Below are 24,291 nucleotides of genomic sequence, written 5' to 3'. Positions count from 1 at the left end.
GTGTCCGTGCGGCAGCCGTGCTGCGGGGGCTAACGTCCGGCCGCCCCCACCCGCCCCTGCAGCAGCCGTGACAGCGCCGCATGGACCTCTTCGACCGAGCGGTCCGGCTGGAAGGACTGCCAGTCCAGGGCGGCCACCAGGACCATGCCCAGGAGCGCGGAGGCGGTGAGGGGGATGTCGAGCTCGTCGGAGAGTTCGCCGGTCTCCACGGCGTCGCGCAGGACGGACTCGACGACGGACTGGGCGCGGCCGCGTACGGAGGTGAGGGTGGCGCGCCAGGTGCGGTTGGTGCGCCACAGTTCGGCGACGTAGAGCTGGATGAGGGCGGGGGAGCAGGCGATGAAGTCCAGGCCCGCGCGGATCATGGCGTCCAGGGCGTCGACCCGGGTGCCGCCGCGGGCCGCTGTGGTGTCGGCGGCCCGGCGCAGTGAGTCGGCGAGCAGGTCGATGCCGTCCCGCAGCAGCTCCTCGTAGAGGACGTTCTTGCTGGCGAAGTTGTAGTAGACGGTGCCCTTGGCGACGCCGGCACGGTCGGCGATCTCGTCGACGGTGGTGGCGGAGAAGCCCTGTTCCGCGATGAGGGTCACGGCGGCGTCGAAGAGCCGGCGGCGCGTCGAGGTGCGGCGGGTGACGGGGGAAGCCCCCGGGAGCACGCTCACAGGCTGAGTTCCGGGTGCAGGTCCTTCATCCGTACGACCTGCCGGCTGCGCGCCGCGAGGGCGGTGAGCGCCAGCGCGCCGACGGTGAAGACCACGAGGACCACACAGCCCTGCTGCACGATGGCGAGGTCACCACCGGTGATCAGCCGGCGCAGGCCGTCGACCACGTAACTCATCGGCAGGAACGGGTGGATGGCGGCGAAGAACCCGGGGCTGGTCTGCACCGGGTAGGTGCCGCCCGCCGAGGTCAGCTGGAGCATCAGCACGACCAGGGTCAGCACCCGGCCGGCCGGACCGAAGAACGCGCCCAGCAGCTGGATGATGGCGGTGAAGCAGGCCGTGGCCAGCAGCAGGAAGCCGACGGTGCCGGCCGAGCGGACCATCTCCAGGCCCAGGCCCCAGTGCAGGACGGCCATCAGGGCCAGCACCTGTACGACGCCGACGGCGTAGGCGGGCAGCCAGGAGCCGAGGGTGATCCGCCAGCCCGGGGCGCCCGCGGCCAGGGCCCGCTTGCTCAGCGCCGGGAGCAGCATGAACGCGACCATCGCGCCGACCCAGAGGGAGAGCGGGATGAAGTACGGCGCCAGGCCGGTGCCGTAGTTGGGCGCCTTGTGCATCGACTTGGCGGCCAGCTCGACCGGGTCGGCCATCACCTCGGTGCGGGCGTCGCGGTCCTTCTTGTTGTAGTCGGGGATCTTGGCGACGCCGTCGTGCAGGCCGTCGGCCAGCTGGTTGGTGCCGTCCTTGAGCTTGAAGAGGCCGCCGGTGAGCTTGACGGCGCCGTCCTTGGCGCTGCCGACGCCGCTGTGGACCTTGCCGGCGCCGTCGGCGACCTTGCCCGCGCCGTCGGCGAGGGTGCCGATGCCGTCGGCGAACAGCCCCGCGCCCTGGGAGACCTTGTGGGCACCGGCGTTGAGCGCGTTGATCTGGCGGATCGCGGTGTCCGCGCGCTGCCCGATGCCCGGTGCCTGCTCGGCGACCATCTCCGCGCCCTGGTGCACCTCGTGCAGTTTGCTGCGGATCGGCCCGAAGTCCGCCCCGGCGACGGAGTCGTTGACCTTCTCCGCCGCGTCGGCGGCCACCTTGGTGCCGTCCGCGAGCGCCTTCAGTTTGGTGCAGTCGGGGTCGGTGTCCAGCAGCCCGCCGCAGCGGTTCCGGTAGATCTCCGCGGCGTTGTCGGCGTTCTTGCGGGCCTGGGTGGCGGCCTTGGCGGAGTCGCCCGGCAGGGTGTCGAGGAGGTCGTCGAGGGTCTCGGTGGCGTGGGCGACGAACTGCGCGCCCGCACCGATCTCCTTGCCGTGTTCGCGGAGGTAGGGCAGGTCCTTCTTGGCCAGGCCGTGGACCTTCTCGGCGAGCTGCTGGGTGCCGTCGGCGACCCGGCCCGCGCCCTGGCTGAGCTCATGGGCCTTGGCGACGGCGGTCGAGGCGCCCTTGCTCAGGTCGCCGGCGCCCTGACTGACCTTGCCGGCGCCGTCGTTGAGCTTGCCGAGGCCGTTCGCGAGGTCGCCGGAACCCTGCTTGGCCGAGCCGACCCCCTTGTCGACCTTCCCGGCTCCGTCCGCCGCCTCTGCGGTCTTGTCGTGCAGATCGGAGAACGAGATGAAGATCTTGTCGAGCATGGCCCGCGCCGAGGTGGCCGAGGTCTTGGCACGGACCTCGGAGAAGACCGTCTTGGAGATCGAGCCGACGACGTAGTTGTTGGCGTCGTTCGTACGGACCTGGAGCGCGCCCGTCTGCGGGGTGTCCCCGGAGCTGGAGGCGATCCGCTTGCTGAAGTCCTCGGGGACGGTCAGCGAGAGGTAGTACGTCCCGTTCTCGACGCCCTTGGCGGCGTCGGCGGAGCTGACGTCCTCCCAGTGGAACTTCTTGCTGTCCTTGAGGTTCTCGGACAGGTCGTCGCCCGCGGTGATCTTCTTGCCGCCGGTGGTGGCGCCCCGGTCGTCGTTGACGAGGGCCACCGGGATCTTGTCCAGGCGGCTGTAGGGGTCCCAGAAGGAGCACAGGTACAGGGCCCCGTAGAGCAGCGGGATCAGCATCAGGGCGGCCAGGCCCAGGCGGGGCAGCTTTCCCCTGCCGAAACGCCTGAGCTCAAGCGAGGCCAGTCTCGGCGAACGCATGCGCTGCCTCCTCCTCGGTGGTGTCGGGCCCGTCCTGGACGGGGGCGGGGGCGGCGGGTTCGGTGTCCGCCCGCGTGGTGCGGACGGTCAGCGCGTCCGCGGGTGCGTCGCTGCCGGCCGCCACGACGGTGGTGCCCTCCAGCGCCAGGTCCCGCAACAGCTGCCAGGCCTGGGTGCGTTCGGCCTCGGAGAGCTTGAGGTCCACATCGTCGACGGCCAGCAGCTGCGGGCCGTGCATGACCCCGAGCGCGACGGAGAGCCGCAGCGCCTCGATCCGCTCCAGATCGCGTACCGCCGTCCGCAGCCCCTTGGGCAGGGTGTCGGCGTCGAGCCGGACGGCCGCGAGGGCGGCGTCGATCCGGGCCCGGGTGGCCTCCCTGTGGCGCTTGCCCCAGGGCAGCGAGCCGGCCGGGGAGCCCTGGAGACGGTGGCCCAGCAGGGCCTGTTCCTTGAGGTGTTCGCCGACCGTGAGGGCCGGTTCGAGGTCGACGACGCCCGGTACGTGGGCGATGGCGGTACGGCCGCGGACCGTACCCATCCGCTGGGGCAGCGGGAATCCGGCGACCGCCGCCGTGCCTTCGGTGATCCGCATCCGGCCGGTGAGGGCCAGCAGCAGACAGGTGCGGCCGGAGCCGGAGGGTCCCTGGACCGCGATCAGGCTGCCCGGTTCCGCGGAGATGTCGACGCCTCTGAAGGCCCACCCCCTCGGGCCCTCCACTCCGATCCCCCTGGCGTTGACCGCCGCCCCCTGGCGGGTGGTGTTCACAAAACACCCCTCCCCTTTTGTTCTGACTGGTCAGTCTAAAAGTGTGCCGTATGCGGGGGCCTCTTGACCAATCGGGGTGGTGGGGGAGGGCGTGGGAGCAAGTTCGTGCCGGGGAGGCCGTGACCCGAACGGGGGATTCGGCCTAGGGTGCCGTGCAGGCGGGGGCCTGATGATGTTCAAGGTGATGTCCGTGTCGCGGTGGTGCGGCACGGGCCGCGCACAGACGACGGAGAACCATGGAACATTCGGCACAGCACCCCGTGGACCCGCCCCCGCAGCGACCGGCGGAGCACCCGCCCCCGGCGGCGCGACGGACCGGGCCCGTGGCGGGCCGCTCCCGCAAGCTCGTCGCCCCGCTGCTCGCCACGGCCCTGGTCGCGGTCCTCGCGCCCGTAACGGCCTCGGCCTCCGCACCGGCACCCGCACCCGCACCGCAGCCGGCCGCCGGCGCACAGGGCCCCTGTGTGAAGGGCGACGACAGCGACGGCTGGACCGCCACCGCCACCAAGATCGACCCCAAGGACAGCCACCACGCCTTCGTCGGCAACGGCTACCTCGGACAGCGGGTGCCGCCCAACGGCACCGGCTACGCCGCCCCCGGCGGCGAGACCGGCTGGCCGCTGAAGACGCCCGAATACGACGGCTCCTTCGTCTCCGGCCTCTATGCCAAGGGACCCAAGAGCGTCAAGGGCCGGCAGGCCATCGCCGCCATCCCCACCTGGACCACCCTCGATGTCGCCACCGGCGGCGCGCACCCCGACACCTTCTCCTCCGCCACCGCACCCGGCCGGATCTCGCACTACCGCCAGACGCTCTCCCTGCGCTGCGGATTCGTCCGTACGTCACTGACCTGGACGGCCGCCGACGGCCGCGCCACCGACCTGGTCTACGACGTGCTCGCCGACCGCAACGACGCACACACCGGCGCCGTACGCCTGCGGATGACGCCCCACTGGAGCGGCGCCGCCACGGTCACCGACGGCCTCGACGGCCGCGGCGCCCGCCGGATGACGCCGTCCGCAGCCGGCTCCGCCACCGGCGGCAAGGACACCGGCGGCAAGGACACGGTCGGCAAGGAATCCGCCGGCAAGGACACGGTCGGCAAGGAATCCGCCGGCAAGGACACCGGCCGCACCATGGACGTCGGGTTCCGCACGGACGGGACGAAGACCGAGGGCGCGGTCGCCTCGACCCTGCGCACCGGATCCGGGGTGCGCGCGGCCGGTCCCGGGCAGACGCCGCAGGCAGCCGAGCTGAGCAACCGGCAGCGGGTGTCCTTCCCGGTCCGCAGCGGCCGCTCGTACGAGCTGACCAAGTACGTCGGCGTGGACACCGCGCTCACCTCCCGCTCCCCGCGCGACGCCGCCGACGCCGCCTCGCGCCGGGCCGCCGACCGCGGCTGGAACGCCCTCTTCGCCCGGCACACCGCCGCCTGGCAGCGGCTGTGGCGCAGCGACATCGAGGTGAAGGGGAAGCGCGCACTGCAGTCCTGGGTGCGCTCGGCGCAGTACGGACTGCTGTCCTCCACCCGCGCAGGCAGCGCCAACAGCATCGGCCCCACCGGCCTGACCAGCGACAACTACGCCGGTGAGGTCTTCTGGGACGCCGAGACCTGGATGTACCCGGGCCTGCTCGCAAGCCACCCCGAACTCGCCAGGTCGATCGTCGACTACCGCTACAAGACCCGGGCCGGGGCCCGCGCCAACGCCGAGAAGCTGGGCTACAAGGGGCTGTTCTATCCCTGGACCAGCGGCAGCAAGGGCGACCTGTGGAACGAGTGCCACAGCTGGGACCCGCCGCACTGCAAGACCCAGAACCACCTCATGGGCGATATCTCCCTCGCCACCTGGCAGTACTACCTCGCCACCAAGGACACCGCGTGGCTGCGGTCCCGCGGCTGGCCGGTCCTCAAGGGCATCGCCGAATTCTGGGCCTCACGGGCCACCCGTAACGCCGACGGCAGCTACTCCGTCAAGAACGTCGCCGGGCCGGACGAGTACAGCAACGGCGTCAACGACGGGGTGTTCACCAACGCCGGCGCCGCCACCGCGCTGCGGCACGCCCTCCGCGTCGCCGCGATCCTCGGCGAAAAGGCACCGGCCTCCTGGAAGACCGTCGCCGACAAGCTGCGCATCCCCTACGACAGCAAGAAGAAGATCTTCGAGCAGTACGCCGGGTACAAGGGCACGACCATCAAGCAGGCCGACACCGTGCTGCTGATGTACCCGCTGGAATGGCCGATGTCGCAGACGCAGGGGGCCCGCACGCTGGACTTCTACGCCGGGCACACCGACCCGGACGGCCCGGCCATGACCGACTCGGTGCACGCCATCGACGCGGCCGGGATCGGTGAGGCCGGCTGCTCGACGTACACCTATCTGATGCGGTCCATCCAGCCGTTCGTCCGCGGGCCGTTCGACCAGTTCTCCGAGGCGCGCGGCGACAAGGCCGGCGCCGACGACCCGCACGCCGGCAAGCCCGCGCAGGACTTCCTCACCGGCAAGGGCGGCTTCCTGCAGACCTTCACCCAGGGGCTGACGGGGCTGCGGCTGCGCGAGGACCGGGTGCACCTCGACCCGATGCTGCCGCCGCAGCTCTCCGAGGGCGTCACCCTGCGTGGTCTGCACTGGCAGGGGCGGACCTACGACGTGGCGATCGGTGCGCACCAGACCACCGTGCGGCTGACCGCCGGTGCGCCGATGCGGATCGAGTCGCCGGAGGGCGACAAGATCGTCAGCCGGGGGGTGCCGGCCGTCCTGAAGACCCGCCGCCCGGACCTGGCGGCGACCTCGAACGCGGCCCGCTGCACGTCCGCCAAGGCCACCTCCGAGGAGCCCGGTCTGTACGCGGGCGCCGCGGTGGACGGCAACGGCACCACCGCCTGGGTGCCGGACTCCGCCAACGGCACCCTCACCGTCGACCTCGGCCGGACCACCCGCGTCGGGCAGATCACCCCGCACTGGAACGCGACGCGGCCCAAGTCCTACAACGTCCAGGTCTCCCGGGACGGAAAGCACTGGTCAGGGACCGGATACGCGGGCCGGACCCCGGCCCGGTACGTACGGGTCGTGGTGCACGGTGACCCGGCCCCGGCGGCCAAGGGCAAGCCGAAGCCGCATCCGGGGATCTCGGAGCTGACGGTGAAGCGGGTGAAGTAGCCCGCCGGCCCCGGCAAAGACGGCCCCGTCCCGGACACCCGGGACGGGGCCGTCTCCCGTGCGGGCACACGGGCCCCGTCCGAATAATTGTTACGGCGGGATGAAATCCGCACTCCGCGGTGTTGATGCCAGGCGTCAAGTGTCGAGGAGCGGGAGGCACCGGGTGGCGGGGACGGACACGGAACGAGTGGGCTGGGCGCGGCGGCTGGTCCGCGACTGCTGGCAGTACAGAAAAGACGTGCTGCTCGCCCTCGGCTCCTCGCTCATCGGGATGGCCGTGCTGGCCCTGGTCCCGCTCGTACCGAAGCTGATCATCGACGATGTCATCGTCAGGCATGAACGTGCCATCGGCCCCTGGGCCGGTCTGCTGGTCGTCGCCGCGGTCGCGGTCTACGTCCTCACCTATATCCGCCGCTTCTACGGCGGCCGGCTCGCCTTGGACGCCCAGCACGACCTGCGGACCCGGATGTTCGGCGCGATCTCCCGGCTCGACGGCCGGCGGCAGGACGAGCTGAGCACCGGCCAGGTCGTCGGCCGCGCCACCAGCGACCTCCAGCTGATCCAGGGCCTGCTGTTCATGGCCCCGATGATGATCGGCAACGTCCTGCTCTTCGTGATCTCGCTGGTCGTGATGGCGGTGCTCTCGCCGCTGCTCACCGTGGTCGCGCTGGCCGTCGCCCCGGCCCTGTGGTTCATCGCCAAGCGCAGCCGCGCCCGGCTGTTCCCCGCCACCTGGTACGCCCAGGGGCAGGCGGCCGCCGTGGCCGGTGTCGTGGACGGCGCGGTCTCCGGTGTGCGGGTCGTCAAGGGCTTCGGGCAGGAGGACCAGGAGACCGGCAAGCTGCGCGAGGTCAGCCGCCGGCTGTTCGCCGGACGGCTGCGCACGGTCCGGCTCAACGCCCGCTACACCCCCGCACTGCAGGCCGTACCGGCGCTCGGCCAGGTCGCGATGCTGGCCCTCGGCGGCTGGATGGCCGCACAGGGACAGGTCACCCTCGGCACCTTCGTCGCCTTCTCCACCTACCTCGCGCAGCTGGTCGGACCGGTCCGGATGCTGGCGATGATGCTGACCGTCGGCCAGCAGGCGCGGGCCGGTGTGGAGCGGGTCTACGAGCTGATCGACACCGAGCCGTCGATCAAGGAGCGGGCGGATGCGCACGAGCTGCCCGCCGATGCCCCGGCCACGGTCGTCTTCGACCGGGTGACCTTCGGCTACGCGCCGCTGCACGACGGGGACGGCGACGGCGACGGGCCCGCGGAGGACGCCCCCGCCACGGGCCGCCGCCCCCTCCGCCCCGTTCTCGACGCATTCTCGCTGCGCATCGAGGCCGGTGAGACGGTCGCCGTGGTCGGCACGTCCGGCAGCGGCAAATCCACCGTCTCGCTGCTGCTGCCCCGCTTCTACGACGTCTCCGCCGGCCGGGTCCTGGTCGGCGGCCACGATGTGCGCGAACTGACCCTTCCGTCGCTGCGGGCCGCCATCGGCCTGGTGCCCGAGAACAGCTTCCTGTTCTCCGACTCCGTACGCGACAACATCACCTACGGCTCCCCGGACGCCACCGACGAACAGGTGCGCACCGCGGCCCGCGCCGCCCAGGCCGACGGCTTCATATCCGAGCTGCCCCACGGCTATGACACCGAGGTCGGCGAGCAGGGGCTGACCCTGTCCGGCGGCCAGCGCCAGCGCGTCGCCCTGGCCCGCGCCATCCTCACCGACCCCCGGCTGCTGGTCCTGGACGATGCGACCTCGGCGGTCGACGCCCGGGTCGAGCACGAGATCCACGAGGCGCTGCGCGGCGTCATGGCGGGCCGGACGACCCTGCTCATCGCCCACCGCGCCTCCACCCTGGCGCTCGCCGACCGGGTCGCCGTCCTCGACGGCGGACGGCTGGTCGACATCGGCACCCAGGAGGAACTGGAGGACCGCTGTCCGCTCTACCGCAGGCTGCTGACCGACCCGGAGGAGCTGGGCGGCGTCGAGCGGGACCCGGCGGGCGAGCTGGCCGGGGCCTTCGGCGGTGAGTTCGCCGCCGGCGGCCTGCTGGAACCGGAGCCGGTGGCGGACGCCGCCGAACCCGACGGGGACCGCGCGGCCGGCCGGTCCGGGACGGGCGGCACCATCACCCCCGAGCTGTGGGTCCGCCGTGAGCAGGAGGCCGAGGCGGGCGGCGCCGGGATGGCGGCCCGCGCGGCCGTCGCGGCCGGGCCCGGTATCGGCGCCGCGATGGCCGGGCTGCCCGCGACCCCCGAACTGCTCGCCCAGGTCGCCGCGCTGCCGCCCGCGGCGGACATCCCGGACATCGACGAGGACCAGGCCGTGCGCCCCGAGCGCACCTACGGCCTGCGCCGGCTGCTGCACGGCTTCGGCGGGCCGCTGGCCTTCGCGCTGGCCCTGGTCGCCGCGGACGCACTGGCCGGGCTGCTGCTGCCGGTGCTGATCCGGCAGGGCATCGACGAGGGCGTCCGTCTCGGTGCGCTGGCCGGTGTCTGGACGGCCGCCGGGCTCGCCCTGATCGTGGTGCTCGCGCAGTGGGCCGCGCAGATCGGCGGCAACCTCATGACCGGACGCATCGGCGAGCGGGTCCTCTACTCGCTCCGCCTCAAGATCTTCGCGCAGCTCCAGCGCCTCGGGCTCGACTACTACGAGCGCGAGCTGACCGGCAAGATCATGACCAGGATGACCACCGACGTGGACGCGCTGTCGACGTTCCTGCAGACCGGCCTGGTCACCGCCCTGGTCTCGATGCTGACCTTCTTCGGCATACTCGTTGCGCTGCTGGCCATCGACATCCAGCTGGCGCTGGTCGTCTTCGCCACCCTCCCGCCGCTGATCATCGGCACGTACTTCTTCCGCAAGCAGAGCGTGAAGGCGTACGAGCTGGCCCGCGAGCGGATCAGCGTCGTCAACGGCGACCTCCAGGAGAGCGTGGCCGGACTGCGGATCGTCCAGGCGTTCCGGCGCGAGCGGCGCGGCGCGGAGCGGTTCGCCGCCCGCAGCGACGCCTACCGCCAGGCGCGGGTCCGCGGCCAGTTCCTGATATCCGTCTACTTCCCCTTCGTCCAGCTGCTGTCGTCCGTGGCGGCGGCGCTGGTGCTGATCGTCGGCGCCGACCGGGTCGGCTCCCACACCCTCACCGCCGGTGCGCTGGTCGCCTACCTGCTCTACATCGACCTGTTCTTCGCCCCCGTCCAGCAGCTCTCCCAGGTCTTCGACGGCTACCAGCAGGCGTCCGTCTCACTCGGCCGGATCCAGGAGCTGCTGCGCGAGCCGACCACCACCCCGGCCGCCGAGCGGCCCCGCGAGGTGCCCGCGCTGCGGGGCGCCATCGCCTTCGACGGGGTGCACTTCCACTACGGAGAGGGCGACGAGCCGGCGCTGGCCGGCGTCGATCTGACCATCCCGGCCGGCCAGACCGTGGCCTTCGTCGGCGAGACCGGCGCCGGCAAGTCCACCCTGGTCAAGCTCGTCGCGCGGTTCTACGACCCGTCCGCGGGCGCGGTCCGCATCGACGGCACCGATCTGCGCGAGCTGGATCTGACCGGCTACCGCCGCCGCCTCGGCGTGGTCCCCCAGGAGTCCTACCTGTTCGCCGGCACGGTCCGTGACGCCGTCGCCTACGGTCGCCCGGATGCCACCGATGCCGAGGTGGAGGCCGCAGCGCGGGCCGTCGGCGCCCATGCGATGATCGCGACCCTCGACGGCGGCTACCTCCACGAGGTCGCCGAGCGCGGCCGTAATCTCTCGGCCGGCCAGCGTCAGCTGCTGGCGCTCGCCCGTGCCGAACTCGTCGACCCGGACGTGCTGTTGCTGGACGAGGCCACCGCCTCCCTGGACCTGGCCACCGAAGCGGTCGTCAACCAGGCCACCGACCGCCTCGTCGGACGCCGTACCACCCTCGTCGTCGCCCACCGGCTGACCACCGCGGCCCGCGCCGACCGCGTGGTGCTGCTCGACCGCGGCCGGATCGCCGAGGACGGCAGCCATGCCCAACTGCTGGCCCGTGACGGCCGCTATGCGGAGCTGTGGCGCACCTTCACCGGCGAGGAGGAGGAACTGGCGGCCTGAGGCACGGGGCCCGGCCCGTGAACCCGGGCCCCGGCGCCGGGGCCCGCGGGGCCGTGCCTGAGATGAAGCCCCGGGCCCCAGGCGGCGGGGGGTACCGGGCCCGGCCCGGCGGTATCGGCGGGGCAGCCGGTGCGGCGTAAAACTGATCCGCCGAACGGCGCCGGGGGCTGGTGGCACCCCCGTCGCGCCGATAGGTTCAGCCCGACCTTTGCTATCCCAAGGGGAGGGTGCATGCGCAAGGCCACCAGATGGCTGCTGTCGCTCGCGGTGCTCATAGGCACGGCGGGAGCCGGCAGCGCGTCGGCAGGGGCGGCCACCGCCGCCGAGCCGAAGACCGAGGACATCAAGGACCGGATCCTGGCGATCCGGGGGATGAGCCTCATCGAGGAGAAGCCGGTCGACGGCTACCGCTACTTCGTCCTGAACTACACACAGCCGATCGACCACCGGCACCCCTCGAAGGGGACCTTCCAGCAGCGGCTGACCCTGCTGCACAAATCGGTGGACCGTCCGACGGTGTTCTTCACCTCCGGCTACAACGTCAACACCACGCCGTCCCGCAGCGAGCCCACCAAGATCATCGACGGCAATCAGGTCTCCCTGGAATACCGCTACTTCACCCCGTCGCGGCCCGCGCCCACGGACTGGAAGAAGCTGGACATCCGGCAGGCCGCCAACGACCAGCACCGCATCTTCGAGGCGCTGCACCGGATCTACGGCAAGAACTGGATCGACACCGGCGGCAGCAAGGGCGGTATGACGGCGACGTACTACCGCCGCTTCTTCCCGCACGACATGAACGGCACCGTCGCCTATGTCGCGCCCAACGACGTACGCAACGACGAGGACTCGGCGTACGACCGGTTCTTCAAGACCGTCGGGACCGCGCAGTGCCGCGCCGACCTCGCCGCCATCGAGCGCGAGGCCCTGGTGCGCCGCGGGGAGATGGTGGACCGCTTCCAGGCCTGGGCCGACAAGGAGAAGCAGACCTTCAAGACCGTCGGCAACGCCGACCGGGCCTATGAAGTCATGGTCACGGACCTGGTGTTCGGATTCTGGCAGTACCAGCCGGCCGAGACCGCCTGCGCCGAGGTGCCCAAGCCGACCGTCTCCACGGACGACCTGTGGAAGTGGATGGACAAGGTCGGCGGCTTCGACAGCTACACCGACCAGGGCATGGAGCCGTACACGCCGTACTACTACCAGGCGGGCACCCAGCTCGGTGAGCCCGGCTACGGCTATCCGCAGCTGGCCGACCTGCTGAAGTACCCCGGGATCAACAACTCCCGGTCGTTCGTGCCGAAGGACATCCCGATGCGCTTCGACGAGCGCGCGATGCCCGACGTCGATCACTGGGTGCGTCACCACGCGAACCGGATGATGTTCGTCAACGGCCAGTACGACCCGTGGAGTTCGGAGCACTTCGAGGTCGGCAAGGGCGCCCGGGACTCGTATGTCTTCACCGTGCCCGGCGGCAACCACGGCTCGAACATCGAGAAGCTGACGGAGGCCGACCGCACCAAGGCCACCGCCGAACTCCTCGACTGGGCCGGTGTCCGGGCCCCGGACGGCAAGGCCGCACCGCTGGCGCCGAACGACAAGAGGCTGGACAACCAGGAGGTCCGGCGGATGCCGATGCTGCGGCCGTGAGGCCGTAGCGAGGTGACGGACACGGCGCGTTCCCCGCGAAGGGGAGCGCGCCGTGTCCGTATCCGTCCCGCGCCTGCCTCGCTCAGTACGTCAGACCGTGGCCGATGCGGTAGAGCGGCTGCGCCGGGGCGTCGGCGCGCATTATCGCGACCGGCAGCCTGCCCGCCGGGTCCCGCCGGCCGGCGATCACCCGGGCCGCCGCCCGCAGCTCCACATCCGTCCAGGAGTAGCTCGCCAGGGCCGCCCTGACACCGTCCAGCTGGGCGATGTCATACGGGTTGCGGACCGCCAGCTGCACCACCGGCTTGCCCGTGGCCAGCAGCGCGGTGACCAGCTTCCGCTGGCTCGAGTCCGCGCTCACGTTGTACGTCGCCACCACCGCCGCGTCCCGCTCGCCGAGCGCCGCCACCGCCTCGTCGATCTGCTGCTGGGTCGGCGCCGCGCCCGTGGAGAGCGCGGTGGCCGTGAAGCCCAGCTCGGTGAGGGCCTTCGCCAGGACCGTGGTGGGCGGCCCGCCGGTGCCCGACGGCGCGGCCGCATCGACGCCCGCCACCAGCACCCGGCGCTCCCGTCGCCGGGACAGCGGCAGGATCCCGGTGTCGTTGCGCAGCAGCGTGGTGGTGCGGTCCGCGATCCGGTCCGCGGTGGCGAGATGACTGCGGGTGCCGACCACCCGGTCCACCGCGTGGTGGGTGGTGTACGGGTCCTTGAACAGCCCGCGCCGCTCCTTGAGCAGCAGGATGCGCAGCAGCTTGGCGTCGAGGTCCCGCTCGGCCAGCTCGCCCTCGTCGAGCGCCTTGAGGACGGCGGCATGCGCGACGGAGAGGTCCGGAGGATTCAGCAGCTGGTCGACGCCGGCCTTGAGGGCGAGCACCGGCACCCGGGCGTCGCCGTACTTCTTCCGGACGCCCTCCATGCCGAGGGAGTCCGTCACCACCACACCGTCGTAGCCGAGGCGTTCGCGCAGAATGCCGGTGAGGATCGGACGGGAGAGGGTGGCCGGGTCCTCACTCGGGTCGAAGGCGGGCACGACGATGTGCGCCGTCATGATCGAATCGATCCCGGCGGCGATCGCGGCCTTGAAGGGCGGCGCGTCCAGCCGCTCCCACTCCTCGGCGGTGTGGTGGATGTACGGCAGCCCGACATGGCTGTCGGTGTCGGTGTCGCCGTGCCCGGGGAAGTGCTTGGCGCAGGAGGCGACCCCGGCGCCCTGATAGCCCTTCACCTCGGCGGCCACCATACGGGACACGGCCTGCGGGTTCGCGCCGAAGGACCGTACGCCGATGACCGGGTTGGCGGGATTGACGTTGACATCGGCGTCCGGCGCGTAGTCCTGCCGGATGCCCATGGCGTACAGCTCCTGGCCGCCGATCCCGGCCGCCGTGTGCGCATCGTCGCGGGAGCCGCCCGCGCCGAGCGCCATCGCCCCGGGGAAGAGCGTGGCGGGTGCGCCGACGCGGGCCACTATGCCGTGTTCCTGGTCCGTGGAGATCAGCAGCGGGACGGGGACGCGCTGGGCGGCGGCGGCCTTCTGGATGCCGTTGGACAGGTCGGCGATCTGGTGCGGTTCACGGGTGTTGTGCGCCCAGCCGAAGTAGATGATGCCGCCGACGTGGTACTTGGCGATCAGCTCGGCGGCGTTGGCGACCCCGATCTCCTCCTGGTTCGCGGCGGCATCGGCCGGGTCGGGGTCGGTGGCGGAGTGCCCGTAGATCCGCATGACGAAGAGCTGCCCGGCCTTCTCCTCCGGCGTCATACGGGAGATGAGGCGGCGCAGCCGGGCCCGGGTGGCGGCGGAGGGGGCGGAAGCGGGGGAGGAGGGTTGGTGTCCGATGGAGGGCACCGCGGCGTGTGCGGCGGCGGTGCCCGCGGCGGCGGCAGCGGCGGCAGCGGTGGTCAGGACGGTACGTCTGGAGTGCATGTGCGCTCCTTCCGGAGGGCTTCCTCGGCTCATTGAAGGAAACTTCCAAGGAGACACGGATAGCCGGAAAACTATTGTCGGTCAATGACTCGATCCGTGGTGGCGCCCAGGTATTGCGGGGCGGGCGGGGATATGTGATGGCACGTCGGGCGGAAAGGCCCGCGGTCAGGAGACGGCGGGCCGGCCGAGGAGCTGCTGGAGGTAGGCGCGGCCCGGGGCCAGGAGGGCGGGGAGGTCGGCCGCCTCCGGGTACCAGCGCTTCTCGTACTCCCAGCAGAGCCAGCCTCCCGAGCCCTGGTCATAGGTGCCCTCGGGGGCCGGCACGGGACCGTGGGCATCCGCGGGCTCCGGGCCGAGGGTGGCCAGCGCGGCCGCCAGCGGCAGGGTGCCGGCGCCGAGCGGGAGCGGGGTGCGCTCCTCGGCCGAGGCGACGTCCTTGACCTGCACATAGCCCAGATGCGGGGCGAGCGCGGCATGGGTGTCGACGGGCTCCTCGCCGCCCAGCCAGCTGTGCATCACATCCCACAGCGCCCCGATCCGGCGATGGCCCACGAGCCCCAGCACCCGGGCGGCGGCCGCGCCCGTCCGGTGCGAGTCATGGGTCTCCATCAGGACCCGGACGCCCCGCTCGGCCGCGAGCGGCGCCACCGCGGCGAGCCGGCGGGCGGCGTCCGCGTCCGCCTCCGCCGCCGGCCGGTCCCCGCCGCCGGGGAAGACCCGGACGTACGGCGCCCCCAGATCGGCGGCGAGGAACACCAGCTCGGTCAGCTCGTGTGCCAGCTCCTCCTCGCCCGCCGCATCCCGGGCGGCGGCGACCTGGGCGTACCCGGCAACCGCCAGGATCTCCACCCCGGCGTCCGCGAACTGTCCGCGCACCGCGGCCCGTTCCCGCGTCCCGATCAGCGGATGCACCGGTTCCTCCGGATGGGCCCGCAGCTCCACCCCCTGATACCCGGCATCGATGGCCAGCCGCAGCACCTCGGCCACCGGCATCCCCGGCACACCGAGGGTCGAAAACGCATACCGCATCGCAGGGGTCCCGCCGTCCGCGCGGTCCGTGGTGGCCATGCCCGTGCTCCTTCGCGTCGCTCACGTCATCTACGTCATCGCTGTCCTTCCCGTCCTTCCCGCCCTCCGCGCCTTCATCGCCCCCCGTGCCCGCACCGGCCCCCCGCGGCCTCACGGCGCCGGCCGCCCGCGGTCTCACAGAACCGGCCGCCCGTGGCCCTACAGCGCCAGCCGCCAGTCCTGGCCGACCAGGTCCTGCCCGAAGCTGTGGTGCGGCGACTCGGCGACCAGCTCGAATCCGGCCCGCTGATAGATGCCGCGGGCCGCGCCGAGGACGGAATTGGTCCACAGCACCATCTCGCCGTACCCGGCGTCCCGTGCGAACTCCACACAGGCGTCGACGAGTTGACACCCCACCCCGTGGCCACGGGCGCCCGGCTCCACGAGCAGCAGCCGCAGCCTGGCCACCCCCGGCCTGCCGTCCCGTACGCACATCACCGCGCCCACCCGCTCCCCGCCCAGCTCCGCTATCCAGGTGCGGTCCCAGCGCGGGTCGAAGTCCTCGGCGTACTCCGCGACGATCCGGGCCACCAGCGCCTCATAGCTCAGATCGAAGCCGTACTCGGCGGCGTAGAGCGTGGCGTTGCGCTCCACCATCCAGCCGAGGTCCCCGGGGCCGGACGTGCGCAGCCCGACCTCGGGCCTGCGGTCCTCGGCCGGCTGCTCCGCGCGCTCGTCGAGCAGGGCGCGGATGGTGCGCATCGCGTCCACCAGGCGGGCGCGGTCACCGGCCGGCAGCTGTCTCAGCAGCGACCCCGCGGCGTCCTGGGAACGCTCCTCCAGTACGCCGGCCGCCTCCCGGCCGCCCTCGGTCAGCGTGATGCGCTGCCGCCGGGGATCCTGTTCGGACCTGCCGCGGATGATCAGCTCGCGGTCCTCGAACCGGCCGAGCAGCCGGCTGAGATAACCGGCGTCCAGCGACAGCGAGGCACGCAGATCCGCGGCGTCCACCCGCGGATGGTTGGCGACCTCGTAGAGCACCCGGGCCTCGGTGAGGGTGAACGGGGTGTACAGATGCCGCCCGTAGTCGAGGGCGCCGATCAGGTTCGTATAGAAGCGGTTGAATCTGCGCAGCTCACGGACGTCGGCCGCGGCGTCGGGCACCGCCCCGCGCGGCGTGCCGGACGGCGGACCGGATGTCGTGCCGGACGGTGTCCCGGTGATCATGGCCAACCCCTCACCCTTGACTGAGTCAAGGGTAGGCGGCGGAGGCCGATTCGACCACCGTCAATTCGGCGCGCGGCGTCGCCAGGCCGCCCGGCGGCCGCTTCACTGAAGCGTGATTCCCATCCTGCTGTGAGCGAGAGGGGCCGGGCTGTGACACGCACGACCGTACGCATCGCCATGAACGGCGTGACCGGACGCATGGGGCATCGCCAGCATCTGGTCCGCTCCCTCCTCGCCCTGCGGGAACAGGGCGGCCTCGAACTGGCCGACGGGACGGTGATCTGGCCCGAACCGGTGCTCGTCGGCCGCACCGCGCCCAAGCTGCGGGCACTGGCCGAACGACACGGTCTGGAGCACTGGAGCTGCGACCTCGACGCCGTACTGGGCGACGACACCATCGGCATCTACTTCGACGCCCAGGTCACCGCCGCCCGCGAGGCGGCCGTGAAGAAAGCGATTGCCGCCGGAAAGCACCTCTACGTCGAAAAGCCCACCGCGAGGAGCCTCGCGGGCGCCCTGGAGCTGGCCCGGCTGGCCCAGGAGGCGGGCGTCAAGAACGGCGTCGTCCAGGACAAGCTCTTCCTGCCCGGCCTGCGCAAGCTCCGCCGCCTCGTCGAGGGCGGCTTCTTCGGCCGCATCCTGTCCGTACGGGGCGAGTTCGGCTACTGGGTCTTCGAAGGCGACTGGCAGCAGGCGCAGCGCCCCTCCTGGAACTACCGCGCCGAGGACGGCGGCGGCATCGCGGCCGATATGTTCCCGCACTGGGAGTACGTCCTGCACGAGCTGTTCGGGCCGGTCAGAACCGTCCAGGCGCATCTGGCCACGCACATCCCGCGCCGCTGGGACGAGTCGGGCACCCCGTACGAGGCCACCGCCGACGACGCCGCATACGGCATCTTCGAGCTGCCCGGCGGCATCGTCGCCCAGATCAACTCCTCCTGGGCGGTCCGGGTGCACCGCGACGAACTGGTCGAGTTCCAGGTCGACGGCACCGAAGGGTCGGCCGTCGCGGGGCTGCGCCACTGCCGGGTCCAGCACCGTGCCCACACCCCCAAGCCGGTCTGGAACCCCGACCTGCCGGCGTCCGAGCCGTTCCGCGGGCAGTGGCACGAGGTCCCCGACAACGACGCCTACGACAACGCGTTCAAGACGCAGTGGGAGCTGTTCCTGCGGCATGTCGTGTGCGAAGAGCCCTGGCGCTGGGACCTGGCGGCGGGCGCCCGCGGCGTCCGGCTCGCCGAACTGGGCATGCGGTCCGCGGCGGAGGGCCGCCGCCTGGACGTACCGGAGTGGGGCCGGTGAACGCGCCGGCGGACCCCTCCCTGCCCGTCGCCGGCTCCGTTACCCGACCGGCGTCCGCGCGGCCCCCGTTGCGCTCCCGTACGGTCTTCGCCGCCGCCCATGTGGTCGCCGATCCCCGCGCCGACACCTCCCCGGACGGCCCGGCCGCCGTCGACTGGGACGCCACCCTCGCCTTCCGGCACCACCTGTGGTCGCACGGCCTGGGCGTGGCCGAGGCGATGGACACCGCACAGCGCGGTGCGGGCCTGGACTGGGGCACCGCCGCCGAGCTGATCCGCCGCTCCGCCGCCGAGGCCGCAGCGGTCGGCGGCCTGCTCGCCTGCGGCGCCGGAACCGACCAACTGCCGCCGCACGAAGCGTCCCTGGCCCGCATCCGCGGCGCGTACGAGGAACAGCTCGGGCTCGTCGAGGACGCCGGCGGCCGCCCGGTCCTGATGGCGTCCCGTCAGCTGGCCGCGGCCGCCACCGGCCCGGAGGACTACCGCGAGCTCTACGGCCACCTGCTGCGCCAGGCCACCCGGCCGGTGATCCTGCACTGGCTCGGCCCGATGTTCGACCCGGCGCTGGCGGGCTACTGGGGCAGCGGCGAACTCGACGCCGCCACGGAGACGTTCCTCACCCTCATCACCGACCACCCCGGCAAGGTGGACGGCGTCAAGGTCTCCCTGCTGGACGCCGCCCACGAGGTACGGCTGCGCCGCCGGCTGCCGGCGACGGTGCGCTGCTACACCGGCGACGACTTCCACTACCCGGAGCTGATCGCGGGTGACGACCACGGCTTCAGCCATGCGCTGCTGGGCATCTTCGACCCGCTCGCCGCGCCCGCCGCCGAAGCCGTACGCCTCCTCGGGCGCGGGGACACCGCGGGATACCGGGCCGTCCTGGACCCCACCGTCGCGCTCTCCCGGCACCTCTTCCAGGCACCCACCCGCTACTACAAGACCGGCGTCGTCTGGCTTGCCTGGCTGGCGGGCCATCAGTCCCACTTCACCATGGTCGGCGGTCTGCAGTCGGCCCGCTCCCTGCCGCACCTGCGGCGCGCCCACGAACTGGCCGACGGGCTCGGCCTGTTCCCCGACCCGGAGTTCGCCGCCCACCGGATGCGGAAACTGCTCGCGGTATACGGGGCGGAGGACGCATGAGCGACGGCACCTCCCGCCTCCTCGACCGTCTCAGCCTCAACCAGGAGACCGTGCGGCAGTGGTCGCTGCCCGAACTGGCCGACGGCTGCGCGCGGGCCGGCGTACGGGGCGTGGGGCTGTGGCGCGCCCCGGTACAGGAGTACGGGGTGGCCGCGGCCGCCCGGCTCGTACGGGACGCCGGGCTGCGGGTCACCAGTCTGTGCCGGGGCGGGTTCTTCACCGCGCTGGACCCGGGCGAGCGGGCGGCCGCCCTGGACGACAACCGCGCGGCCGTCGACGAGGCGGCCGCCCTCGGGACGGACACCCTGGTCCTCGTCTCCGGCGGACTGCCGGCCGGCAGCCGGGATCTGTCCGGCGCCCGGGAGCGGGTCGCCGACGCACTGGGCGAGTTGGGCCCGTACGCCGCACAGCGGGGCGTCCGGCTGGCGGTCGAACCCCTGCACCCGATGTACGCGGCGGACCGCTGCGTGGTCTCCACCCTCGCCCAGGCGCTGGACCTCGCCGAGCGGTTCCCCGTCGGGCAGGTGGGCGTGGTCGTCGACACCTACCACCTGTGGTGGGACGACACCGTCGGCACCCAGATCGGCCGCGCGGGCGGCACCGGCGGGGAAGCCGGCTCGCGGATCGCCGCCTTCCAGCTCGCCGACTGGGTCACCCCGCTGCCCGAGGGCGTCCTGCTGGGGCGTGGGCAGCTCGGGGACGGCGCGGTGGATCTGCGGTGGTTCCGGGAGCGGGTCGAGGCAGCCGGCTACCGGGGGCCCATCGAGGTGGAGATCTTCCACCCGGCGCTGTGGGCACGGGACGGCACGGAAGTGCTGGCCGAGATCGTGGAGCGCTTCCGGACGCATGTGGCCTGACGAGGCACGACGCACAGCGCGTGCCGGAGAAATAACTCAGCGGATGCGCGCAACCGTTGGCCGTCCACAAAGGTCATAGCTGACGCTGGTCCCGAAGGGGAGGGGCCCGGGGGGGATCCGGGGCCGGCGTGGAGGGGGAAATCGAGGGGCCCGACCATCGGACGGGCCCCTCGATGGTGATCCGGACGTCCCGCCTCCCGGCGCGGTGTCAGGCTGTCAGACCCCGGCGGTACGGTCTGTTCATGGTCAACGCAGCCGTGATCGAAGGGGTCCTGGAGCGGATCACCTACGCCAATGAGGAGAGCGGCTACACGGTCGCGCGGGTCGACACGGGGCGCGGCGCGGGCGATCTGCTGACCGTCGTCGGCGCGCTGCTCGGGGCGCAGCCGGGGGAGTCGCTGCGCATGGAGGGCCGCTGGGGCTCCCACCCCCAGTACGGCAAGCAGTTCACCGTCGAGAACTACACCACCGTCCTGCCCGCCACGATCCAGGGCATCCGCCGCTATCTGGGCTCCGGCCTGATCAAGGGCATCGGCCCGCGGATCGCCGACCGCATCGTCGAACACTTCGGCACGGACACCCTCGACGTCATCGAGACCGAGCCCCGGCGCCTGGTCGAAGTACCGGGGCTGGGCCCCAAGCGGACGAAGATGATCGGCGCGGCGTGGGAGGAACAGAAAGCCATCAAGGAGGTCATGATCTTCCTCCAGGGCGTCGGTGTGTCCACCTCCATCGCGGTGCGGATCTACAAGAAGTACGGCGACGCCTCCATCTCCGTCGTCCGCAACGAGCCCTACCGCCTGGCCGCCGACGTGTGGGGCATCGGGTTCCTGACCGCCGACCGCATCGCCCAGTCCGTGGGCATTCCGCACGACAGCCCGGACCGGGTCAAGGCGGGCCTGCAATATGCGCTGTCGCAGTCCACGGACCAGGGCCACTGCTTCCTCCCCGAGGATCAACTGATCTCCGACGCGGTGAAGTTGCTCCAGGTGGACACCGGCCTGGTCATCGACTGTCTGGGCGAACTGGCCGCCGACCCGGAGGGGGTGGTCCGCGAGCAGGTGCCGGGCGGCGCGGACGGCGCACCGCCGGTCACCGCCGTCTACCTGGTGCCTTTCCACCGCGCCGAGATCTCCCTGGCCGGCCGGCTGACCCGGCTGCTGCGCACGGACGAGGACCGGATGCCGGCGTTCCGGGACGTCGTCTGGGACAAGGCGCTGGCCTGGCTGGCGCGGCGGACGGGCGCCGAGCTGGCCCCCGAGCAGCAGCAGGCGGTCCGGCTGGCGCTGACGCAGAAGGTCGCGGTGCTCACCGGCGGGCCGGGCTGCGGCAAGTCCTTCACCGTCCGGTCCGTCGTCGAGCTGGCCCGCGCCAAGAAGGCCAAGGTGGTGCTGGCGGCGCCCACGGGCCGGGCGGCCAAGCGGCTCTCGGAGCTGACCGGCGCGGAGGCCTCCACGGTCCACCGCCTCCTGGAGCTCAAGCCCGGCGGGGACGCCGCCTATGACGCGGACCGGCCGCTGGACGCCGATCTGGTGGTCGTCGACGAGGCCTCGATGCTGGATCTGCTGCTCGCCAACAAGCTGGTCAAGGCGGTGCCGCCGGGCGCCCATCTGCTGCTGGTCGGGGATGTCGACCAGCTGCCTTCGGTGGGCGCGGGCGAGGTGCTGCGCGATCTGCTCGACGGGTCCGGCCCGGTCCCGGCCGTCCGGCTGACCCGGATCTTCCGGCAGGCCCAGCAGTCCGGGGTGGTCACCAACGCCCACCGCATCAACTCCGGCATCCCGCCCCTGACCACCGGGATGACGGACTTTTTCCTGTTCGCCGAAGAGGACGCGGAGGAGGCCGGACGGCTGGCGGTGGATGTCGTGGCCCGCCGGATCCCGGCGAAGTTCGGCCTCGACCCGCGCCGGGACATCCAGGTCCTCACCCCGATGCACCGCGGCCCGGCCGGTGCGGGCGCCCTGAACGGCCTGCTCCAGCAGGCCGTCACCCCCGCCCGCCCCGATCTGCCCGAGCGCCGCTTCGGCGGCCGGGTCTTCCGCGTCGGCGACAAGGTCACCCAGATCAGGAACAACTACGAGAAAGGACTCAATGGCGTCTTCAACGGCACGGTCGGCGTGGTCACCGCCCTGGACTCCGACGAACAGCGGCTGACCGTGCGCACGGACGAGGACGAGGAGGTTCCCTATGACTTCGACGAACTCGATGAACTCGCCCACGCCTATGCCGTGACGATCCATCGCTCGCAGGGTAGTGAGTATCCAGCGGTGGTGATTCCGGTCACCACCAGTGCCTGGATGATGCTGCAGCGCAATTTGTTGTATACCGCTGTGACCCGGGCAAAGCGCTTGGTGGTGCTGGTCGGCTCCCGTAAGGCCCTGGGGCAGGCCGTCCGCACGGTATCCGCCGGTCGGCGGTGTACGGCGCTCGATCACCGGCTCGCCGGTGCGATGTGAGGTCACTCCTCTTTCGTATTCGGGGCGAAGGGGGGCAGGATGGGCGCTCAGGCGGCACTGAGTGCCGCTGTGAGGCCCTATGGCCGACCCCGAGTGCACATCCAAGGCCCAAATGGGGGAAGGTATAGGCAGTCAGGGCACCTCGAAGAAGAGGCACAACGTCGGTGAGGGATGACGTGAGCGACAACTCTGTAGTACTGCGTTACGGGGACGGCGAATACAGCTACCCGGTCGTCGACAGCACCGTTGGCGACAAGGGCTTCGATATCTCGAAGCTGCGCGCCCAGACCGGTCTGGTGACCCTGGATTCCGGTTACGGCAACACCGCGGCGTATAAATCCGCGATCACCTATCTCGATGGTGAGAACGGGATTCTTCGCTACCGCGGCTACCCGATCGAGCAGCTCGCAGAGCGCAGCACGTTCGTCGAGACCGCGTACCTCCTCATCCACGGTGAGCTGCCCACCGTCGATGAGCTGGCGAACTTCAAGCAGGACATCACTTACCACACCCTGCTCCACGAGGACGTCAAGCGCTTCTACGACGGCTTCCCCCGGGATGCCCACCCGATGGCGATGCTGTCCTCGGTCGTCAGCGCGCTGTCGACCTTCTACCAGGACAGCCACAACCCGTTCGACGAGCAGCAGCGCCACATCTCCACGATCCGGCTGCTGGCCAAGCTCCCGACGATCGCGGCCTACGCGTTCAAGAAGTCGGTCGGCCACCCGGTCGTCTACCCGAGCAATGACCTCGGGTACGTCGAGAACTTCCTGCGTATGACCTTCTCGGTGCCCGCCGCGGACTACGACCTCGACCCGGTGGTGGTCAGCGCCCTCGACAAGCTGCTGATCCTGCACGCGGACCACGAGCAGAACTGCTCCACCTCCACGGTCCGCCTGGTCGGTTCCTCGCAGGCGAACCTCTTCGCCTCGATCTCCGCCGGCATCAACGCCCTGTGGGGCCCCCTGCACGGCGGTGCCAACCAGTCCGTGCTGGAGATGCTGGAGGGCATCCAGGCCAGCGGCGGCGACGTCGACTCCTTCATCCGCAAGGTGAAGAACAAGGAAGACGGCGTGAAGCTCATGGGCTTCGGGCACCGCGTCTACAAGAACTTCGACCCCCGCGCGAAGATCATCAAGGCGGCGGCGCACGACGTCCTCTCCGCCCTCGGCAAGTCCGACGAGCTGCTGGACATCGCCCTCAAGCTGGAGGAGCACGCGCTCTCCGACGACTACTTCGTCGAGCGCAAGCTCTACCCGAACGTCGACTTCTACACCGGCCTGATCTACCGGGCCATGGGCTTCCCGACCGAGATGTTCACCGTGCTCTTCGCGCTCGGCCGGCTGCCCGGCTGGATCGCCCAGTGGCACGAGATGATCAAGGAGCCCGGCTCCCGTATCGGCCGTCCGCGGCAGATCTACACCGGTGTCGTCGAGCGCGACTTCGTGCCGGTCGAGGAGCGCTGACCGCCGCCCCCTGAGGGCAGGCCACCCCGCGCAAAGAGAAAGCGCCCCGCCTCCGGATCCCCCCACGGGTCCTGAGTGCGGGGCGCTTCCCGTGTCCCGGTTGGATTCCCCCCACGGGATCCGTCCGGGCGTTTCGGGTTGCACCGCGATCTGCCGGGACGCGCACATTCGGGAGGGCCGCTCAAAGCTCCCCGGGCGCGTCGCCCCGGCCACGCGTAGCCGGGCGCGATCCCCCAAGATCGGCACGGCTGTTGCAGTGCAAGCCCCGCCGGGGTGCCTGCACTGCCCGGTTAGACTCACGACCCCCCTCAATGGTTACGTTCCGATGAGTGTGATCTGGGTCTCTTGCCATATAGGGGCGAATGTGGTCAAGGGCCTCGATCTGGAGATCAAGGCTCTCGGGTATGGGTGTTGTGTCAGTTGTAAGGGCTATGTGAAATTTCGTAGCCGCAGGCTGTTGGCAACCACGAAGCTGGACCCGTGGGGGGATCCACCG

Annotated in this window: 14 protein-coding genes; 8 read left to right on the top strand and 6 right to left on the bottom strand. The window is 71.5% G+C overall.

Going from position 1 to position 24,291, the window contains the following annotated elements:
* Positions 1–29: 29 nt before the first annotated feature.
* From ACGFWI_RS14315 to ACGFWI_RS14305, 3 genes are read right to left on the bottom strand one after another with little or no spacing between them, the layout of a single operon-like run.
* The gene (locus tag ACGFWI_RS14315) at positions 30–653 is read right to left on the bottom strand and encodes a TetR/AcrR family transcriptional regulator (RefSeq protein ID WP_393906257.1); all 624 of its coding nucleotides are present in this window, start codon (positions 651–653) and stop codon (positions 30–32) included.
* A gap of 2 nt (positions 654–655) precedes the next feature.
* Positions 656–2,776, bottom strand: coding sequence for a YhgE/Pip family protein (locus ACGFWI_RS14310; RefSeq protein ID WP_393906256.1), 2,121 nt, complete (start codon positions 2,774–2,776; stop codon positions 656–658).
* The gene (locus ACGFWI_RS14305) at positions 2,748–3,542 is read right to left on the bottom strand and encodes an ATP-binding cassette domain-containing protein (protein WP_393906255.1); all 795 of its coding nucleotides are present in this window, start codon (positions 3,540–3,542) and stop codon (positions 2,748–2,750) included. Before ACGFWI_RS14305 ends, ACGFWI_RS14310 begins: the two co-directional genes overlap by 29 nt.
* Positions 3,543–3,778: 236 nt before the next feature.
* On the opposite strand from ACGFWI_RS14305, the gene ACGFWI_RS14300 reads away from it, so the two are divergent.
* From ACGFWI_RS14300 to ACGFWI_RS14290, 3 genes are all read left to right on the top strand, one after another.
* On the top strand, positions 3,779–6,700 hold the full coding sequence (locus tag ACGFWI_RS14300) for a discoidin domain-containing protein (RefSeq protein WP_393906254.1): 2,922 nt from the start codon (positions 3,779–3,781) through the stop codon (positions 6,698–6,700).
* A 163-nt stretch (positions 6,701–6,863) separates the two neighbouring features.
* A complete protein-coding gene (locus tag ACGFWI_RS14295; protein ID WP_393906253.1) occupies positions 6,864–10,766 on the top strand; it encodes an ABC transporter ATP-binding protein in 3,903 nt (1,300 codons plus the stop codon).
* Positions 10,767–10,997: 231 nt separating this feature from the next.
* The gene (locus tag ACGFWI_RS14290) at positions 10,998–12,416 is read left to right on the top strand and encodes a S28 family serine protease (protein WP_393906252.1); all 1,419 of its coding nucleotides are present in this window, start codon (positions 10,998–11,000) and stop codon (positions 12,414–12,416) included.
* An 82-nt stretch (positions 12,417–12,498) separates the two neighbouring features.
* Here the strand turns inward: ACGFWI_RS14290 and ACGFWI_RS14285 are convergent, their stop codons facing one another.
* The 3 genes from ACGFWI_RS14285 to ACGFWI_RS14275 form a co-directional block, all read right to left on the bottom strand.
* On the bottom strand, positions 12,499–14,337 hold the full coding sequence (locus tag ACGFWI_RS14285; protein ID WP_393906251.1) for a glycoside hydrolase family 3 protein: 1,839 nt from the start codon (positions 14,335–14,337) through the stop codon (positions 12,499–12,501).
* A 165-nt stretch (positions 14,338–14,502) separates the two neighbouring features.
* Positions 14,503–15,366, bottom strand: a complete 864-nt coding sequence (locus ACGFWI_RS14280; protein ID WP_393906343.1) for a sugar phosphate isomerase/epimerase family protein — start codon at positions 15,364–15,366, stop codon at positions 14,503–14,505.
* A 198-nt stretch (positions 15,367–15,564) separates the two neighbouring features.
* Positions 15,565–16,572: a GNAT family N-acetyltransferase gene (locus tag ACGFWI_RS14275; RefSeq protein WP_393906250.1), complete on the bottom strand. Its 1,008-nt coding sequence runs from the start codon at positions 16,570–16,572 to the stop codon at positions 15,565–15,567.
* A gap of 150 nt (positions 16,573–16,722) precedes the next feature.
* Between ACGFWI_RS14275 and ACGFWI_RS14270 the strand changes: the two genes are divergently transcribed.
* The 5 genes from ACGFWI_RS14270 (at position 16,723) to ACGFWI_RS14250 (ending at position 23,795) form a co-directional block, all read left to right on the top strand.
* Complete coding sequence (locus tag ACGFWI_RS14270; protein WP_393906249.1) at positions 16,723–17,874, top strand: Gfo/Idh/MocA family protein; 1,152 nt, start codon at positions 16,723–16,725, stop codon at positions 17,872–17,874.
* A 20-nt stretch (positions 17,875–17,894) separates the two neighbouring features.
* Positions 17,895–19,016 carry a dihydrodipicolinate synthase family protein gene (locus ACGFWI_RS14265; RefSeq protein WP_393906342.1) on the top strand — a complete coding sequence of 374 codons (1,122 nt, stop codon included), beginning with the start codon at positions 17,895–17,897 and terminating at the stop codon, positions 19,014–19,016.
* Entirely contained in the window at positions 19,013–19,873 is an 861-nt protein-coding gene (locus ACGFWI_RS14260; protein WP_393906248.1) for a sugar phosphate isomerase/epimerase family protein, read from the top strand. Before ACGFWI_RS14265 ends, ACGFWI_RS14260 begins: the two co-directional genes overlap by 4 nt.
* Positions 19,874–20,115: 242 nt before the next feature.
* Positions 20,116–22,329, top strand: a complete 2,214-nt coding sequence (locus tag ACGFWI_RS14255) for an ATP-dependent RecD-like DNA helicase (RefSeq protein WP_393906247.1) — start codon at positions 20,116–20,118, stop codon at positions 22,327–22,329.
* A 176-nt stretch (positions 22,330–22,505) separates the two neighbouring features.
* Positions 22,506–23,795, top strand: a complete 1,290-nt coding sequence (locus ACGFWI_RS14250; RefSeq protein WP_380906893.1) for a citrate synthase — start codon at positions 22,506–22,508, stop codon at positions 23,793–23,795.
* Positions 23,796–24,291 lie beyond the last annotated feature (496 nt).

Origin of the sequence: Streptomyces sp. NPDC048434 (assembly GCF_043200375.1) — a bacterium.
Classification (GTDB): Bacteria; Actinomycetota; Actinomycetes; order Streptomycetales; family Streptomycetaceae; genus Streptomyces.
Note: the sequence above shows the minus strand (reverse complement) of the source record. Positions and strands in the feature narration are given on the sequence as shown.